Source organism: Cyanobacterium sp. (genome assembly GCF_054166785.1).
On record NZ_JBSZCP010000045.1, the window covers coordinates 36286 to 54244 of the forward strand.

At 37.9% G+C, this 17959-nt stretch carries 15 protein-coding genes; 8 read left to right on the top strand and 7 right to left on the bottom strand.

All coding sequences use genetic code 11. The features are described from left to right. Positions 1-24 precede the first annotated feature (24 nt). Positions 25-195, bottom strand: a complete 171-nt coding sequence (locus ACXITR_RS09265) for a hypothetical protein (RefSeq protein WP_457996945.1) — start codon at positions 193-195, stop codon at positions 25-27. Positions 196-367: 172 nt separating this feature from the next. On the opposite strand from ACXITR_RS09265, the gene nadA reads away from it, so the two are divergent. Further along, complete coding sequence (nadA, locus tag ACXITR_RS09270) at positions 368-1333, top strand: quinolinate synthase NadA (RefSeq protein WP_457996946.1); 966 nt, start codon at positions 368-370, stop codon at positions 1331-1333. Here nadA and ACXITR_RS09275 read toward each other — a convergent pair whose 3' ends face one another. After that, a complete protein-coding gene (locus ACXITR_RS09275; protein WP_457997013.1) occupies positions 1334-2437 on the bottom strand; it encodes an NAD(P)/FAD-dependent oxidoreductase in 1104 nt (367 codons plus the stop codon). A 325-nt stretch (positions 2438-2762) separates the two neighbouring features. Between ACXITR_RS09275 and ACXITR_RS09280 the strand changes: the two genes are divergently transcribed. Next, positions 2763-3047 carry an HU family DNA-binding protein gene (locus ACXITR_RS09280; RefSeq protein WP_069791918.1) on the top strand — a complete coding sequence of 95 codons (285 nt, stop codon included), beginning with the start codon at positions 2763-2765 and terminating at the stop codon, positions 3045-3047. Positions 3048-3137: 90 nt separating this feature from the next. Here the strand turns inward: ACXITR_RS09280 and carA are convergent, their stop codons facing one another. Then, positions 3138-4280 (bottom strand): glutamine-hydrolyzing carbamoyl-phosphate synthase small subunit, encoded by a 1143-nt coding sequence (gene carA / locus ACXITR_RS09285; protein ID WP_457996947.1) that lies wholly within the window; start codon positions 4278-4280, stop codon positions 3138-3140. A 248-nt stretch (positions 4281-4528) separates the two neighbouring features. Between carA and ACXITR_RS09290 the strand changes: the two genes are divergently transcribed. Continuing rightward, positions 4529-5530 (top strand): transposase, encoded by a 1002-nt coding sequence (locus ACXITR_RS09290; protein ID WP_457996948.1) that lies wholly within the window; start codon positions 4529-4531, stop codon positions 5528-5530. Positions 5531-5592: 62 nt separating this feature from the next. On the opposite strand, the gene ACXITR_RS09295 is transcribed toward ACXITR_RS09290, so the two are convergent. From ACXITR_RS09295 to menA, 3 genes are all read right to left on the bottom strand, one after another. Continuing rightward, on the bottom strand, positions 5593-6387 hold the full coding sequence (locus ACXITR_RS09295; protein ID WP_457996949.1) for a response regulator transcription factor: 795 nt from the start codon (positions 6385-6387) through the stop codon (positions 5593-5595). Between the two features lie 121 nt (positions 6388-6508). Then, on the bottom strand, positions 6509-8326 hold the full coding sequence (locus tag ACXITR_RS09300; protein WP_457996950.1) for an ABC transporter ATP-binding protein: 1818 nt from the start codon (positions 8324-8326) through the stop codon (positions 6509-6511). 256 nt (positions 8327-8582) lie between these two features. After that, entirely contained in the window at positions 8583-9497 is a 915-nt protein-coding gene (gene menA, locus ACXITR_RS09305; protein WP_457996951.1) for a 2-carboxy-1,4-naphthoquinone phytyltransferase, read from the bottom strand. A 177-nt stretch (positions 9498-9674) separates the two neighbouring features. Here menA and ACXITR_RS09310 point away from each other — a divergent pair, with 177 nt between their 5' ends. Further along, complete coding sequence (locus tag ACXITR_RS09310) at positions 9675-11108, top strand: isochorismate synthase (RefSeq protein WP_457996952.1); 1434 nt, start codon at positions 9675-9677, stop codon at positions 11106-11108. Positions 11109-11112: 4 nt separating this feature from the next. Here the strand turns inward: ACXITR_RS09310 and ACXITR_RS09315 are convergent, their stop codons facing one another. After that, positions 11113-11922 carry a prepilin peptidase gene (locus ACXITR_RS09315; protein WP_457996953.1) on the bottom strand — a complete coding sequence of 270 codons (810 nt, stop codon included), beginning with the start codon at positions 11920-11922 and terminating at the stop codon, positions 11113-11115. Between the two features lie 159 nt (positions 11923-12081). On the opposite strand from ACXITR_RS09315, the gene ACXITR_RS09320 reads away from it, so the two are divergent. The 4 genes from ACXITR_RS09320 to ACXITR_RS09335 all read left to right on the top strand — a co-directional run bounded on the left by ACXITR_RS09320 (position 12082) and on the right by ACXITR_RS09335 (position 17956). Beyond that, positions 12082-13056: an LCP family protein gene (locus ACXITR_RS09320; RefSeq protein ID WP_457996954.1), complete on the top strand. Its 975-nt coding sequence runs from the start codon at positions 12082-12084 to the stop codon at positions 13054-13056. A 71-nt stretch (positions 13057-13127) separates the two neighbouring features. Beyond that, positions 13128-14039, top strand: a complete 912-nt coding sequence (locus tag ACXITR_RS09325; RefSeq protein WP_457996955.1) for a DUF4007 family protein — start codon at positions 13128-13130, stop codon at positions 14037-14039. A gap of 418 nt (positions 14040-14457) precedes the next feature. Then, on the top strand, positions 14458-16803 hold the full coding sequence (locus tag ACXITR_RS09330; RefSeq protein ID WP_457996956.1) for a hypothetical protein: 2346 nt from the start codon (positions 14458-14460) through the stop codon (positions 16801-16803). Beyond that, on the top strand, positions 16760-17956 hold the full coding sequence (locus ACXITR_RS09335; RefSeq protein ID WP_457996957.1) for a hypothetical protein: 1197 nt from the start codon (positions 16760-16762) through the stop codon (positions 17954-17956). Before ACXITR_RS09330 ends, ACXITR_RS09335 begins: the two co-directional genes overlap by 44 nt. Positions 17957-17959 lie beyond the last annotated feature (3 nt).

The following is a 17959-nucleotide window of genomic DNA, read 5'->3' on the forward strand; positions in this document are numbered from 1 at the left end:
AAATCACAATAATCTAGTTAAGCATTAGTAACGGGTAAAACTAGAAAACATATAACCCAACACCGCACCAATTACCATGGCCCAAACCTGTCCTGATTCAACAAAATTATTCCAAGCATCGGTAATCTGACCAATAATATCAGGGTCTTCAATCATTTGAGCAAATATATAAACAGTAAAATCGGTAAGTTCCATAAAAATTATTGATTCATCCTCAGGTAATTTCCTTCAAATTATATATCAAAGCTCAAAATTCCATCATTAAAACTATTTGCTTCGGTTAATCTCGAAACAGGTGTTACGGAATGGGGATAATTCACGATATGATGGGTATTAACTTTTACTAAATCCCCGACGGTTGTTGAATATGTTCACTGCTACTTCTCCCCGTAAGATTGAAAATAATATTCCCGATGATTTGTTCAGTGCGATCGCACTTTTAAAGAAAGAATTAAACGCTGTAATCCTAGCCCATTACTACCAAGAAGGAGACATCCAAGACATTGCGGATTATATCGGCGACTCCCTCGGTTTATCTCAACAGGCAGCCAACACTTCTGCGGATGTAATTCTTTTTGCAGGGGTACACTTCATGGCAGAAACCGCCAAAATCTTAAATCCCCATAAATTAGTATTATTACCCGACTTAGAAGCAGGATGCTCCCTTGCCGACAGTTGCCCCCCCGATAGCTTTGCCAAATTTAAAGCCCAACACCCTGATCACATCGTCATATCCTACATCAATTGTACCGCAGAAATAAAAGCCCTCAGTGATATTATCTGCACCAGTTCTAATGCCGTTTCCATTGTCAATCAAATTCCCCCAGAGCAAAAAATTATCTTTGCCCCCGACAAAAATTTAGGTCGTTATGTCAGCCAACAAACAGGACGAGATTTGGTATTGTGGGATGGTAGTTGCATCGTCCATGAAACTTTCTCCGAAAAAAGAATTGTTGAACTGAAGGTACAAAATCCTGATGCTGAAATTTTAGCCCACCCAGAATGTGAAACCCCTGTTTTAAATCATGCTGACTACATCGGCTCAACTACCGCCCTTCTAAAATATTCTCAGGGTAGTGAATGCGATAAATTCATCATCGCCACCGAACCCGGTATCATTCACCAGATGCAAAAGCAAACTCCCCACAAGGTGTTTATTCCAGCCCCTTCTACCACTAATTGTAACTGTAATGAATGCCCTTACATGAGGCTCAATACCCTCGAAAAGGTATATTTAGCCCTCAAGAATAAAACCCCTGAAATCATTATCCCCGAACCCACCAGAGGTAAGGCTTTAAAACCTATCCAAAGAATGCTGGAAATGTCCAAATAATTATCCATTCTCGATTAATTCCCTTACTTCCATGGCGGTGGCAGGGGCGAGTAAAATTCCGTTGCGGTAATGGGCGGTAGCTAAAATAACATTATTATAACCCTCTAACCATTCAATGATGGGGGCTGGACGCCCTTCGGGGCGAGGACGTTTTCCAGACCATTGGGAAACCATAGAAGCTGATTTGAGGGAAGGACAAAATGCGATCGCCCTTTGATGTAAATTAGTAAGTAACTGCTCATCCTCCATCACCTGCCCATGGTCATCGGCAAATTCGAGGGTAGCCCCCACCCAAAAGCGATTATCCTTTAAAGGCACAATGTGTACATCATCCCCCGTAATCACTGGGTTAAAATCTGGAACACTTTGCCATTTATCATATTCCATTACCATGGCTTGACCTAACACAGGCTTAATCTTAATCTGATGTCCCAATTCTTGGGTTAGAGCCATAGAACCTAAACCGCTACACACCAGTATAAAATCAGAAAAAAGGGATACACCCCCCACCTCCACAGATTCACAGATCCTTTTATCGCTTCCATTAGGGTTGTTAATATGAAATTTATCAACTTTTTGCCCAAAAATACATTTTACGCCCTTTTTGGTGGCTCCGATTATTAAGGACTCCACTAGAGGAATCGGATTAATTTGTAAATCGTCGGGGGAAGAAACCGCCCCAATCACTTCTTTTTCTGATACTTCGGGGCAAAAGGACTTTAATTGCGAAGGATTCCACACTTTGAGAGTGTAACCTTGTTCGGCTCTTTTTTCCGCTAGTTTATGCCATTTTTCAAGGTCATCCCCTGCCAATAATAGTTTGACGATGCCATGGTGGTTATGGGGAATTTCTAACCCCGTTAACTGCTCTAGTTCGGGTAAGAGGGTTTTATATCTGATTAAGCTGTTTTCCCTCAGTCGCCATGCCCTTCCTTTTACCTTCTGACTCATTACCCCCATCAATAGCCCTAATGCCGAGCCTGATGAGCCACTGGCGGGGGTTTTTTCATCTACTAAGGTAATGTCAAATCGAGGATTTTGGCTAAGTTCAAAGGCGATCGCACTGCCGATTACCCCTGCACCAATAATTACAATCTTATCCAGTGGTTTACTCCTAACGCTACCCTTTTGAGTATAGCGTGAACTATCCCCCCTCATAACCAGTGTTGTATTCTGAGATTTTCAGCTGTTTATGGGCTAAAACCGCTCAATATCTTTACTTTTCTTTACAAAAAACCGTAAAAATGTAAAAAAAACGAGAAAAACAATATTTTTTAAACATTTCAGCAATTAATCAGGTAATATCAGATCTAGTGTTAAAAACAGTCAAACACTTATTCGATGGTTATTTCAGCTAATTAAGTATTAGAATCTGATGATCATGGTTAGGTGTTAAAAGTACAAATAAAATAAAATAGGAGTATATTCTATGAACAAAGGCGAATTAGTTGATGCAGTAGCAGAAAAGGCCTCCGTTACCAAAAAACAAGCTGATTCCGTAATCAGTGCCACGGTAGAAGCAATTATGGAAGCGGTTTCGAGCGGAGAAAAAGTAACCCTTGTCGGTTTCGGTTCCTTTGAAAGCCGTGACAGAAAAGCGCGTGAAGGTCGTAACCCTAAAACTGGCGAAAAAATGAATATTCCAGCTACCAAAGTACCTGCTTTTTCTGCTGGTAAATTATTCAAGGAAAGAGTAGCCCCCCCTAAATCCTAGTCAATCCCTAGTTTGATTTTTTCAGGGGTAAAAAGAATAAATCCTCTTTCTGCCCCCTTTTGATTTTCAAAGGGGGGAACGGTTCCAAGATTATTTCTTATGGTCTCGCATTAACTTCACAAATTGCTCAAAGAGATAATCAGCGTCATGGGGGCCAGGACTTGCTTCAGGGTGGTATTGTACCGAGAAGAAAGGTAAGGTTTTATGTTTTAAACCCGCTACGGTGCGATCGTTTAAATTTAGATGGGTAATTTCTATATCAGCCCCCAAAGATTCTTCCGTGACGGCAAAGCCGTGATTTTGACTGGTGATTTCTACCTTTTGACTTAACCCTGCGGGTTGATTTAAGCCACGATGACCAAATTTTAATTTAAAAGTCTGCGCTCCCAAGGAAAGCCCCAAAATTTGATGACCCATACAGATCCCAAAAGTGGGTTTTTCAGCTTCTAACAGAGCCTTGGCGGTGGCAATACCTTCGGCAACGGCAGCAGGATCTCCCGGACCATTGGACAAGAAGATTCCATCGGGATTATACTTTAAAATATCCTCCGGACTGGTACTAGCAGGAACTACGATTACCTTACAACCATAACTAGCTAGACGGCGTAAGATGTTGCGTTTTACCCCAAAATCTACTGCCACAACGGTGAAGGTTTCCCCGTCAGTTAAATTAGTACGGTGGCTAAATTCCCACTCTTTATCGGTGCCTTCGCTCCATTCATAGGCTTCTTTGGTAGTGATTTCTTTTACTAGGTTTAGCCCTGCCATGGAAGGTACGCTTTGCAGTTCGATGAGTAGTTCTTCGGGATCTAGTATTTCCGTAGAGATAGCCCCATTCATCGCCCCAGAGGAACGCAAACGGCGAGTTAAATCACGGGTGTCAATGCCGTAGATACCAATTACCTTATGACGGGTTAAATAGTCCTGTAGAGACTCCGTTGAGCGCCAGTTGCTAGGGCGTTTACTGACGTTACGGGCGATCGCCCCTTTAACGTGGGGTTTGTAGGATTCTTCATCTTCGGGGTTAACTCCCGTGTTACCCAACTCAGGATAGGTAAAACTAACGATTTGCCCAGAATAACTAGGATCTGTCAATACCTCTTGATAGCCCGTCATCCCCGTATTAAACACAACTTCACCAAAAGTTGTTCCCTTCGCACCGAAAGAATAGCCCGTGTAGGATGTGCCGTCCGCTAACACTAAAATCGCTTTTGTGGTTTGTAAGATAGACATAAGGAAATACTTATTTTTGAATATACTTTCTCTCCCCAAAGGGAGACAACTAATTATGACCTAAGAAATGTAATTATATTCATAGTTAAAATAATTAAATTATCTAAGTCATTGATGAAAAAGTTATCTCAATTTAACCACTATTAACAGTAAAAATCAGCTATTCTTGACAAACTAGCCATTGATAGGTCAAATTATTAAAGGCAGTGAATTAGAGTAAGTTTTAAAAAATACCTAGGGTTGGCATTATGAGTCCCAGAAAATTATCTGAAGGCGATCGCACAGAGATATTAGATTTATATCGTAGCACAGATGCAACATCATCCACCCTCGCAGACCGCTATGGGGTGAGTAATTCCACTGTCAGCCGTTTCCTAAAAATGAGTCTTTCCACCGAAGAATATGACTCCCTAATTCAACAAAAACGCCTTGCCCGTAGCAACTCCAAAAAGAAAAAGACTGAATCTAAATCTGAGCCATCGGCAAAGCCCACCCAGAAAAAAGCCCCATCCCCTGTTACTGAAGAAAAATCGGCGGATATTGCTCAAAATCAGGAAGTATCAGAAGATATTACAGAAAATCAAGAAGTATCTCCCCCCCCAGTAGAAAGTATTGCGGAAGAAGAATCAGATGATATTGAAGAAAATCAAGAAACTTCCCCACCCTTGGATGAAGACACTGCCAAAGAGAAGGTAGCAAAACCCATCTTAAAAACTAAAAAAGTTATTGAAACTACCCCCCCAGAAACAACAAACATTGAGGATGAAGAAGAGGAAGATGATAATCAAAAAAGCATAGAATCTTTTAACACCGTCAAAGAGATGTTTGGGGAGGAAATCGTTGATGATGACGATGATGAGGATGAGTTTGACGACGATGACGACGAATTTGAGGATGACGAAGAGCAAGAAGTATCCCTAGACGTTAAAGAATTAATCGTACTACCCCTTTCGGAAGCTAAATTTAATCGTAACTGTTATTTAGCCATCGATCGCACCGCTGAATTAATGACACGCCCCCTCAAGGATTTTGCGGAATTAGGAAATATTCCCCAAGAGGAAACCAACCAAAAAACCCTGCCTATTTTTGAAAATCATCGGGTAGCTAAGAGATTTTGCGATCGCCGTGGTAAAGTAATCAAAGTACCTGACACCAAAATAATAGAAAAAACAGCATCCTGTTTAAAATCAAAGGGTATCACCAGAGTATTGATGAACGGAAAAGTATTTAACCTTAACCTAGAAAGTTAATACTCAGTATTATCAATTGCCCTTTATGACATCATTTTGTGATAAAACCTTAATTATTCCTTCTATCTTGCCATGATTTTTTCTTGATTCATAGCTGATGGGGAAAGATGATTATTGTTACTATGATAGTGTTTTGGGTGCTGATAAACTTGGCTAGGTGGAGAAGTGCTTTGTTGCTGTAACAACTCAAGGTTAAATCTATAACCCACATTCCGCACCGTTTGAATTAAATTCGGTTGCCGAGGGTCAATTTCTATTTTTTTGCGCAAAGATAATACATGGGTGTCGATGGTGCGCTGATTTTCGATGGCCTCTGGCCAAGCACGACGTAGTAATTCTGTTCTACTAAGGGCAGTTCCTTGGGCTTGGGTTAGTACATATAATAAACTAAATTCTTGGGGGGTTAGATCGATAAATTCTCCCCTAAACTCTACCCTTCTTTGTACTAAATCTATTTTTAAATCGCCAAAATCCAGAATTAAAGGGGCATTATTCACCCGAAAACGACGCAATAAAGATTCTACCCTTGCTAAAAACTCTTGCATTCCAAAAGGTTTTTTGATGTAATCGTCAGCCCCTGCTTTTAACCCACTGACCACATCTTTTTCCCCTATTTTAGCGGATAAAATTAAAATTAAAGTTTGTTTTGATTGGGATAACCAACGGCAAAATTCTACCCCATCACCATCGGGTAAGTCTGAATCGATAATCATCAGGGTAGGTGGATTGTGGGCTAGGTTGTTTCTTGCCTGTTGAATAGTGCTATATTGATGGGTGATATAACCTGCTTGTTGTAAGTGCCATCCTAGGAGCGATCGCAAATGGGGATTTCCTTCAACTATCGATATGTAAATCACTTTCCCTTTTCCCAATGTCTTGAAATTTTAATATGTTAAGGATAACCTAACCAATTATCAAGATACTGTAACACAGGCTACTTAGAACCTTATTTAAGGGTTATGGGAAAAGCCATGGCAACTAATACAAATCTCCGCTTTCTTGGAGAGAATGTAAACGATGATAGATACCCCCTTGACTAAGTAATTCTTCATGATTACCCACCTCTGCAATTTTGCCGTTATCAAGGACAATAATTTTATCGGCTTCCCTCACGGTACTAAGACGGTGGGCTATTATAATGGTGGTGCGAGTACCAAAAATAGATTTCATCGCCAGTTGAATTTCCCTTTCCGATTCATAGTCAAGGCTGGATGTAGCTTCATCAAACACCAATATATCAGGGTTTACAATTAACGCCCTTGCAATCCCTAACCTTTGTCTTTGTCCTCCCGATAGTCTTACTCCCCTTTCCCCCACAATAGTATTATATTTATCAGGTAATTTTTCAATAAAATCATCCACACGGGCGATCGCACAGGCTTGTCTAAGCTCTGCTAAACTAACATTGGGATTACCATAGGTCAAATTATCCACAATACTACCATTAAACATATCCACCTCCTGATGGACAATGGCTAAACGGCGACGATAACGGCTAATATCAAGGGTTTTAATATTTTGACCATCTAAAACGATTTTCCCTTCCAAAGGGTCAAAATAGCGAAATAAGAGCTTAACCAGCGTAGATTTACCAGACCCTGAACGTCCTACCAATGCCACCGTTTGATAAGGTTCAACCTTAAAATTAATATCATTTAATACCAAGCCATCAGCATGATAGCCAAAAGAAATATTTTTAAACTCCAATTTGCCCGTAAACTGATAGGGATTTTCTGGTAAATATTCGGGGATTAAACTAGAAGCATCCTGCCCCGCAGGTAAATTCATAAACTCATGGAAACGAATCATAGAGGCATAACGACGGGCAAAAACCTCCGCCAAATTACTCAAAGGCTCTAACTCGGCATATGCCATACTGGCGAGGGTGTAGGTAGTGATAAAATGCCCCAAGGACATTTGCCCCCGAAAGGTAGGAATTAACACCCCCAAAAACACAAGAAATAAAGATAGTTGCACCACGGTGCGATTCCATGTGGCTAATTTTACGTAACCTAGATGGATTCGATTGATAACTACTTTATATTCACGGTTAAAGCGTTTATTTTGCCTTGCCAATTCCCTTGATTCGGTAGCAAAAGCCTTAACAGTTTTAATGTTAGTAATGATTTCTGATGTTCTACTTTCAGTATTTTCCTGATGAGCGTCTAATTTTTGCTCTTGAATAATCAGTTTTTTGAGATGGAAAAAAGTGAGGATTAAAATCAAAGAAAAAGAGATAATAAAACCCACTGCCAACCATTTTTCAATGAGGGCAATAACTACAAATATTCCCAATACCCGAATTAATTTAGGAATAAACTGCCCCGCAATTTCTGGATATGTCCAAGTGTGGTTAGAAATTCCCCTCGCTATTCTCCCGGCTACCCTACCGGGGTTATTTTCATCATAAAACCCGATGGGTAAGGTAAGGATTTTTTCGATGACTTTTTGGGAATAGTCTCTCCTCGATTTTAAAGTGATTTCCCAATGATACCAAGAGCCAATCCAAGGCTGAATGGGCGCCCTAACTACGGCGATAATAAAAATAAAACCACACAAGACGATTAAATTAATGGTTTGGGGTTCGTTGGTTAAACTAAAAAATGTGGCAATGGGGGTAATAATATTTTCTAAAAAAATATCTACTTCATTTCCTGATAAAACATTTAATATTTGACCAATTAAATAGGGGATTGCTAAATCAATTATCTCGAATAACCCTGATAATCCAATACTCAAAAATACCGTTGTTTTATATTTATCGTAGTAGCCAATTAAGTCTTTAAATGATGCCATTTTCAGGGAAATATTGTTTTTATGAGTTATTTTTTATACTAAGTTTGATTTATAAACTATAGTTTTGGCAATGGGCTTAGGCCCATGGTTATTTTTCGTAGTATATTTTTTACGGATCCATTATTTGATAGCAGTTATTATCTTTATAAAATACAAAATAGTTCTTTTAAATCTCACCTAAATTCGATAAATATGGAAAAATAAATGTACTTAATAATTCTAAAAATGCTATAAATGATTTGATTCTTTCTTTATCTTACGAAAAAAATAATCCTAAACACAATAGTAAACCACTGAGAAAATGGAAGTTGACGGCAATAAATTTGCTATTTTTTATTTTTTCTGGTTGGGCGTGATATTGATTGACATGGTTAATTAGTTGATAGGCAACGGGAAAACTAAGCCATAGGAATAAGCATTGTTGGGGTAGTTGCCCTGTAAGGACAAAAATTGTACTCAGAAGATAAACGAGGGCGACGGAAATCATCAGCACATTTGCCCCTGTTTTTGTACCGAGACGCACGATGGGGGATTTTTTACCTGCTTTTAAGTCATCTTCTACTTGATGAAAATGGGAGCAAAAAAGAATAACTGAGGTTGAGATGCCGATAATACTAGAAACAATCAAGGAATTAGCCGAAAATGATTGATTTTGACTATAATAGGCAGATGCGATCGCCATGGGACCAAAAGTAAAGAAACAGATGATTTCCCCTAACCCTTGATAACCAAGACGAAAGGGAGGCCCTTGGTAAGTATAGCCCAAGAAACAACTTACTAAAATTAGCCATAATACTGTCCAATCTTGCTGCCACCAGTTAATTAAAAAAATGCCCCCCAAACCGAGGATTAAAATAATATTGGCAATCCAAAAGACTAGGGTTTTATTACCTGTGAGATTAACAACGGAATGATGTTTATTAATGTCGATGCCCGTATCCGCATCAAATACATCGTTAGTAAGATTTAACCACCCAATAATGGCGATCGCACTTAACAAAAAAGTGATATAAATGGAGAGATTAAAAGTCCCCGTGGCATAGTAAGCCAAAGCAGTGCCAAAACTGATGGGAATTACCGCTACAGTGTACATAGGAGGCTTAATAGCGGCTAACCATAGCTTCTGTTTTGTGTCGGGCTTAGGTCTGGTGATAGGATTAGTAATCGTCATGGTCAGTGATATTCGGTAAAATAGACAATAATTAAAGATTGGTTTTGTGATAGTTATTAATCTCTGCCAAAGTAGAGCATACGATTAAAACCAGATTTTAGTTAACATTTCTATAGATACCATCAGTTATCCTCCGAGGTTAACAATTTAATATAAATATTTATAATTTTAAGTGTTATGCCGGTCATTCCCGATAACCATTTTTTAACCGATTACTCTCAAAAACTAAAGGAATTAATTTTTTTATCCCCTCCTGTGAAGGATAATGATCAGCAAATTGTCTCTATATCTCAGGAAATAAGCCCCATTGATTTACTGGTTTTTTTTGCTATGTTAAAGCCTGAAAATCAGGTTTCTTTTTACTGTGAAAATCAAAGAAAACAAGAAGCGGTAGTTGCTATTGGGGCTATTAAAAGTTTGGAGGTAAAAAATGGGCAAGAAGTGGTAAATGGAGGTTATAATCGCTTTGAACAATGTCAGAATTTTATTGAAGAAAATAAGCATAATATTCTTTTTGAGGATAACTTAGATAGTCAGAAGATTCCCTATTTTTTCTCATCCTTTAACTTTCTTGAAAATCCCTCAGATACCTATCAAGCCTTTCCCCAAGCTAAAATATTTATTCCCTATGTACAGTTAGTAAAAAAAGCTAATAGTTACTTGGTAATTGTTAATACTTCATATCAAAAAAATGCCCCTGAACTAAATTTAATTAAACAATATTTAAAGCAAGATTTTAGTCAGAATATATTACACTATTATCATCGTTTTTATCATTCTCAATCAACCCCCTCTAGCTATACCTTAGAAAAATCAGACTATCATTATTTTACTGATAAAGTTAATCATAGTCTAAAGGCGATCGCCTCTAACAAACTAACAAAAATTGTGGTCGCCCATGCCCTAGAAATAAAACTAGAAGACAACTTTAACATCACCAAATCCCTAACCAATCTTCGAGAGAATCATCCCGATTGTTATATCTTCTGTGTTGGTAACGAAAAAGAAGAATACTTCCTTGGGGCAAGTCCAGAAAGATTACTATCCATACAGGATAAACAATTAGTCACCGATGCCCTTGCCGGTTCAGCACCCAGGGGTAAAAGCGATTATGATGATAGTATCTTGGGGGAAAATTTACTCAATAGTGAAAAAGAAAAAAGAGAACATCAATTTGTGAGTGACTACATTTTTGAGAAACTCTCTATCATGGGCTTAAGCCCCAAAAGAGCATCATTGCAACTATTAAAACTATCCAATATTCAACACCTTTGGACACCCATTTATGCGGAAATCATAGAAGAGAGAAACCCCCTAGAAATTGTCGCTAACTTACATCCTACCCCCGCCGTAGCCGGTATTCCCATGGATGTAGCCTGTGCAGAAATTGCTAATTATGAAAATTTTGATCGCTCTTTATATGCCGCCCCCATTGGTTGGTTAGACACTAACGGCAATTGTGAATTTATTGTGGGTATTCGCTCGGCTTTAATTCAGGGAAATTATGCTAGGTTGTATGCAGGGGCTGGAATCGTGGCAGGTTCAAAACCAGAGCAAGAATTGACGGAAATTGAACTTAAATTTCAAGCTCTTTTACAAGCCTTGGTGTAGTAAATTAATTAAACATATAGTCAAGGTAGGCAGAAAGTAATGTGTCGCCGTAGAATAAAGCGATGATGGCACCCATTACTAAAAACGGCCCAAAAGGCATGGGTTGACCCTTTTTTAACCCTCCAAGGGCGATCGCCCCTACCCCCACAAAAGTACCCACTAAACAAGCCAGAAAGCCTGTGATAAGAACATTTTGCCACCCCAACCATACCCCAATCATAGCCACTAATTTAGGATCTCCCCCCCCCATGGCAGGTTTTCCAAAAACAAAAGTACCGATAATTAAAATGGCATCAAATAACCAGATACCCACCACCGCACTTAATATGGCGGTAAATAAAAACTGACTCGCCCCCGCAACACCATCATTTAAAAATCCCAACCCTGTCTGGAAAAATAAACCCACCACTAACCCTGTTTGAGTCAAAACATTGGGTAAAATCAGAGTATCAAAATCGATGAGCGCAAGGCTAATTAACCAACTCACAAAGATAAAATAACCCAACGTTAGCCAAGAAATATCAAATTGTAGGAAAATAAAAACAAATAATAATCCTGTTATGGCTTCAATCAAAGGATAGCGAAAAGAAATGGGAGTTTTGCACCAACGACATTTTCCCCGTAACCATAACCAACCGAAAACAGGGACATTTTCCGTCACTCCGAGGGGGTGTAAACAATGGGGACAACGGGAGGGGGGATGAATTAGGGAGATTTTGGCAGGGAGGCGATAGATGACGACATTTAAAAAACTACCAATACAAGCACCTAATACGAATACTATTAAATTTATCAAATAAGGGGCGATCGGCATAGGATTCTTATCAATAGGAGGATTTATTAACCATTTGAGAAAATGTTAACATTATCCTGATTATGAAAAGAAAAAAATCTGTTTATTGTTAAGCAAATATCATAGTCAGTCAAACATTAATTTCAATATAGAAAATTAGAGGGTAAAAGGTGTCAATCGGTGACTAGAAGAAGAAAAAAAAAATCTCCCATAATAAAAGGCATTGTCTGGGGAAGCACTTTAGTTTTAACCGCAGGATTATCCGCCATGGTGGGAATGTCTGTGGCTTTAAATGGACAACTTCCTTTTGATATGGAAACAGTATGGCAAAAACTAGAAGGATTTGGACAAGGGGGTTTGAGTGTTTTATGGCAAAGAAAACTAGAACGTCCTGTTAATATATTGGTGATGGGGGTTGATATTCAGCCCGGTGTTGATTCAAATTCTGAGGAAAGATTTTCGGGCAGAAGCGATACCATGTTATTAGTCCATCTTGATCCCCATGGTAGTAGTTTGAAAATGTTATCTATCCCTAGGGATAGCCGAGTTAGATTTCCCAACGGAAATTGGGATAAAGTAAATTCTGCCAATGCCATTGGGGGTGTAGATTTGACCGTGAGGGTACTACAAAATAATCTTAACAATGTTCCCATTGATAAATATGTACGCATCACCACAGAATCGTTTCGGGAATTGGTTGATGCGGTGGGAGGGGTAGATGTTTATGTACCCATGGACATGGAATATACTGATCGCACTCAGGGATTATATATTAACCTAAAAGAAGGACAACAGGTATTAAGTGGAGATCAAGCGGAACAATTTGTAAGATATAGGGGAGATAATCTAGGAGATATTGGTAGGGTAAAAAGACAACAAATCATACTACAAGCAATCAAAAACAAATTACAATCTCCCATGGTGATTTTTAGGCTACCCCAAATTTTAAAAGTAGTAGAAAACAACGTTGACACCGACTTAAGCAATAGAGAAATTATTACCCTGATGTCTTTTGCCAAAGGATTAGAGCAAAATGGTTTTAATACTACCCTTTTACCCGGGCGCCCTAGTCACCCTTGGGAATTTCGTCTTAGTTATTGGTTAATCTCTGAAAATGACAAAAATCAAGTAATTCAACCCTATTTAAATCGTTAAATTGAATGTTGCCATAAAAAAGCATAAAATTGTATTGAACAAAAAAATTAACCATAAGCAAGTAATACTTAATGATTCAAACTAACTTGGAGTTGAATCTATTAGACAACCCCGTAACTCCAATCTTTGCCCGTCATGAGACATTCCACCCTCGATGGGGATGGTTAAATAAAGGTTTTAGCGCCGTTGATAACGATAATAATATTTTTCAGGCCGATGATGCCCCCATTCGTTTGGGGGTGGGTAAAAACATGGTGAGGAGTATCCGTTATTGGTGCAATGCTTTTAAAATCACGGATAATGATGACAAACCTTCTGATTTTGGACGAAGATTGTTGGGAGAGAATGGCTGGGATAAATATTTAGAAAATCCTGCTTCTTTGTGGTTATTACACTGGAATTTCCTTAAGCCTATTTGCACTGGAACTTCATGGTATTATGCTTTTAATCTTTTCAATGACACTGAATTTAGTCGGGATGATTTAGTAAATGGCTTGAAGGTTTTTCGGGATGAAATTAAGCCTAATATTGCCGATTCTTCCCTTACGAAAGATGTTACTTGTATTTTGAGAATGTATGTGGATAGTAGTAATGATGGATTTGTAGAGGATTCTATCGATTCTCCTTTTGCCCCATTGGGGTTAATTTATCAGCCCCTCAATGGTAAGAATTATCGTTTTCGTTTTGGAAATAAACCCAGTTTATCCCCTGAAATTGTTGTGGCTACTTGTTTGGAATATGCTAGTTGGGTGAGTGACAATCAGACAACCATTAGTATCAGCCGATTACTTTATGATTATGGTAGTCCGGGGTTAGTTTTCAAGTTGACGGAGGAGGCTTTACTGAGTGCTATTGATACCATGATTCGGAAGTGTGATAATCTTTTTTTGGCGGATACGGCTGGTTTAATTCAGTTATCTTTTAATGGTAATCCTCTTGATTTGGCGGATAATATTCTTGATGATTTTTTTCTAAATAATTGACGGTTAATAATTGATAATTGATAATATTTTTTAAATAAAAGGTATGGTTTTACTTCTTAAATCTTCCAAAATTCGTGAACTTTCAGTTATTTATGTTTAGTATAATTACGAATGGCACGGTTTAATTTAATTGAAAATCAGTTATTGCCTTAAAATCAATATTTAATAATAATTTATCTTTCATAATAATGCTATATCTACCTATTTAAAGTCAGTTTATAACTCTTTTTTATTAGTAAAACTAGGCTTTAAGTGATAGTCTAAAACTAGATAATAATTAAATCAACTACTAAATATACTTCCATGATCAAAATAATTAATTATTAAAAATATAATCACTATTGCCCATTGCCTGTTCCCTATTTCCCATCTTAACCAAAAATATTATCCCGAACTCAAGTTTTTTATCCTGATGATTATGAATTTATCTTCTTATTTTACTTTACAACGTCGTTATGGTCGCTCTATTAATTTAGAAAGGGATTTTAATGATGTTTCGGCTTTAGATGGTTATGTTTTAACGGATAAATCTGTTGACACTTTAAGGCGTGTTTTATTGGGAATAAGGGGAGAAAATAAATATAATTGTTGGACTTTAACGGGGGTTTATGGTACTGGTAAATCTGCTTTTGTTCATTTTTTAATTTCTTTATTAGCTAATACAAAAAATTCTTTAAAAGTTAAGGCTTTAGATATAGTTAATCGTACTATAAACGATCAAGTTATTCTTACTAATGTTCCTGATGATGGCATGGTAAGGGCGATCGCCGTTAGTCAAAGAGAAGCAATTAGTTTAACTATTATTCGGGCTTTAATTAATGGATTAAAAGATATTGGGGGTAAATTATCAAAGGAATTTATTTCTCAATTAGAGGATTTAGAAGGGCGAATTAAGGATAATAAAACAGTACAAAATACAGCTATTATTAGCATTATAAAAGATATTCTTTTACAAACCAAAAAAGATATTATTTTAGTAATCGATGAACTAGGAAAAAACCTAGAATATGCCGTTTATAATCAAGGGGCAGAAGATCTATATTTATTACAACAATTAGCCGAATTAGAAGCGATTGAAGGTAAGAGAATTTACATTTTAGGTATCCTACACCAAGCCTTTACAGAATATGGACAAAGGTTGGCTACTATTCAACGGAATGAATGGTCAAAAATTACGGGAAGATTTGAAGATATTGCCTTTACTGAATCCACGGGGCAGATGATAAAGTTAATCTCTGAAGCTATTAGCCCAAATATTGATAATGATTTAGAGAAAAAAATTGACCAATATAGCTGTTATTGGTATCAAAAATTAGAATATATTTTCAAGTTAGAAAAAATTGAACAAAGTTTAATTAAAAATATTTATCCCCTTCATCCCCTTAGTGCTTTAATTTTACCAGTCTTATGCGTAAAGTATGCCCAGAATGATCGCACCTTATTTACTTTTATCACATCCGATGAGCCTTTTTCTTTCAAAAAGTTTTTAGAGGAGACGGTTATTAACGATGATAGTTTACCTACCCTAAAACTCGATCAAATCTATGATTATTTTATCTCCTCCGTGGGTATGGGTTTGACAAGGGTGGTAAATTTTCAACGATGGGTAGAAATTTATGACTTAATCAACGATGCTAAACACCTAGATGAGGATAGTTTGCGGTTACTAAAGGCGATCGGTTTACTAAACTTAGTTAGTATTACAGGTATTACTAGGGCAACCCGTGATTTAGTCGCCCATAGTCTTTGTGATGGCGAGGATGACGATAAATTTAACTATTGGCAAGAAAAAATTGAGCAACTTCTACGACAAGGGTTAATTACCCATCGTAAACAAATTGATGAGTTGAGAATCTGGGAAGGTTCAGACTATAACATTGATTATGAACTAGAATCCTATTTAAAGCAAGACCAGTCTAGTTTAGCCAAACTTTTATCCCAGTTACGCCCTCTCAAACCCATTATTGCCCAACGACATAGTTATCAAACAGGCACATTACGTTATTTTGAAAGACATTATCTCGATGCTTCCGTTGGCTTGGATAAGGTAGAGTGTGAAGACAATTCGGCGGATGGTTGGTTAGGTTATTGGTTGGAGGAGGAAATTCCCCCTACTTTTCCTCAAAAAACCGTTAATGGTTTACCCGTTATCATGATTACTACTAATAATTTACAGGTTTTGCGGTTACAAGCCCAAGAATTTAGCGCTTTGAATCGCATGAATAATGAGGCGAAGGAGTTGCAGTCGGATGGGGTGGCAAGAAAAGAAGTGCGTTATCGTCTTATGGAGGCGCAAAAGGCTTTAGATGAAACTTTGAATAGTATTTTCGATTTTAGTCGGGGGGAGTGTCGTTGTTGGATTGGGGGAGAGTTAACCCCCGTCAAAAGTGTAGGGCAGTTGAATGGTTATCTTTCTCGGTTGTGTGATGAGACTTTTATTAAAACTCCCATTCTCTGGAATGAGTTGATAAACCGTCGCAATCTTACTTCTCAGGGTAGCAAGGCAAGGAGGGAGTTAATTACAGCGATGATTAACCACTTTAGTTTATCTAATCTTGGTTTTTCTGGTTATGGGCCTGAAGTAACGATGTATTATTCTTTGTTGCGAGAAACGGGTATCCATCGCCCTATATCTTCGACTGAAAATATTCTCAAATCTACTGATAGTAAAGATTCTGAGCCACATACTACCCCCCCCCTACGTAGGTACTACAGACTTAGTGGAAGAAGAGTGGGGTATTTATGCGCCGATGGGTGGGGATAATCCTAATATAGATGAGGTTTGGAGTGCGATCGCCCTTTTTTGTACATCAGCCACCGAAAATCCCCAAAATATCGCCCAACTATATCAGAAGTTATCTTTTCCCCCCTACGGAGTAAAAGAAGGCATCATCCCCATCATTCTTACCGCCGTATTACTGTATTACAAAGAAGAAGTAGGGGTATATCAAGATGGTACATTTATACCAGTATTAGGAGAAGAACATTTAGAATTATTAGTCAAAAATCCCGAACGTTATGCCGTAAAATATTTTGCCATAGAAGGATTAAGGGGAGAAGTATTCCAAGAATTAGAAGCTATCCTGCGTAATCCCCAAACCAAAGCAAAAAGTAACATTCGTAACGCCACCCTCCTAACCGTTGTCACACCCCTATATCAATTTGTTAAACAACTTCCCCGTTATACTCTACAAACCAAAAAATTAAGCCCAACAGCCCTCAAGATTTTAACCATTTTACAAAAAACCGCCGAACCTGACGAACTATTATTTAAACAACTACCCCAAGCCTGTAATTTACCCCCCATCACCGCCGACAAAGAAAAAGACGGCATCACCGCTAAAGAGTTAAAAACTCAATTAATCAAAGCATTAAGAGAAATTAACCTCGCCTACGAGAATCTCTTGAGTGAATGTCAATCCTTATTATATTCTGCCTTTGGGGTAAGAAACGAAGCCACAAAACTCAGGGAAGACTTACGGGTAAGGGCATCTTACCTTAAAAATAAATGTGTTGAACCAATTTTGAAACGTTTTACCCAAGCGGTATGTGATGAAACCAAAAATGATAAACAATGGTTAGAGGCTTTGATGATGATTGTCGCCGACAAACCAGCGGAATCGTGGAAAGACGAAGATGTTAGTTTATTTCAAAGTAAACTTGCCGAATTATCCCGTAAGTTTAGTAATTTAGAAGCTATCCAAGAAGAAGTAAAAGTAAAAGGTGAAGGATTATCCGCCAGAAGAATTACCGTTACCCGCAGTGACGGGGAAGAAACCAATCACATGATATGGATAGATAATCAAAGGGAGTCGGAAGTTAATCAAAAAGTTGAGGAAATTTTAGCTATGTTACCCAAGGATAAACAGTTAAGGGAGACTATTCTTGCTAAACTTACGGAAAAGATTTTAAAGTAATTT

Bases quoted from the DNA above. Each gene is read 5' to 3' on its own strand.
- ACXITR_RS09265 (WP_457996945.1), bottom strand. From the start codon at position 195: ATGGAACTTACCGATTTTACTGTTTATATATTTGCTCAAATGATTGAA.
- nadA (WP_457996946.1), top strand. From the start codon at position 368: ATGTTCACTGCTACTTCTCCCCGTAAGATTGAAAATAATATTCCCGAT.
- ACXITR_RS09280 (WP_069791918.1), top strand. From the start codon at position 2,763: ATGAACAAAGGCGAATTAGTTGATGCAGTAGCAGAAAAGGCCTCCGTT.
- carA (WP_457996947.1), bottom strand. From the start codon at position 4,280: ATGTCTATCTTACAAACCACAAAAGCGATTTTAGTGTTAGCGGACGGC.
- ACXITR_RS09290 (WP_457996948.1), top strand. From the start codon at position 4,529: ATGAGTCCCAGAAAATTATCTGAAGGCGATCGCACAGAGATATTAGAT.
- ACXITR_RS09300 (WP_457996950.1), bottom strand. From the start codon at position 8,326: ATGGCATCATTTAAAGACTTAATTGGCTACTACGATAAATATAAAACA.
- menA (WP_457996951.1), bottom strand. From the start codon at position 9,497: ATGACGATTACTAATCCTATCACCAGACCTAAGCCCGACACAAAACAG.
- ACXITR_RS09310 (WP_457996952.1), top strand. From the start codon at position 9,675: ATGCCGGTCATTCCCGATAACCATTTTTTAACCGATTACTCTCAAAAA.
- ACXITR_RS09315 (WP_457996953.1), bottom strand. From the start codon at position 11,922: ATGCCGATCGCCCCTTATTTGATAAATTTAATAGTATTCGTATTAGGT.
- ACXITR_RS09325 (WP_457996955.1), top strand. From the start codon at position 13,128: ATGATTCAAACTAACTTGGAGTTGAATCTATTAGACAACCCCGTAACT.
- ACXITR_RS09330 (WP_457996956.1), top strand. From the start codon at position 14,458: ATGAATTTATCTTCTTATTTTACTTTACAACGTCGTTATGGTCGCTCT.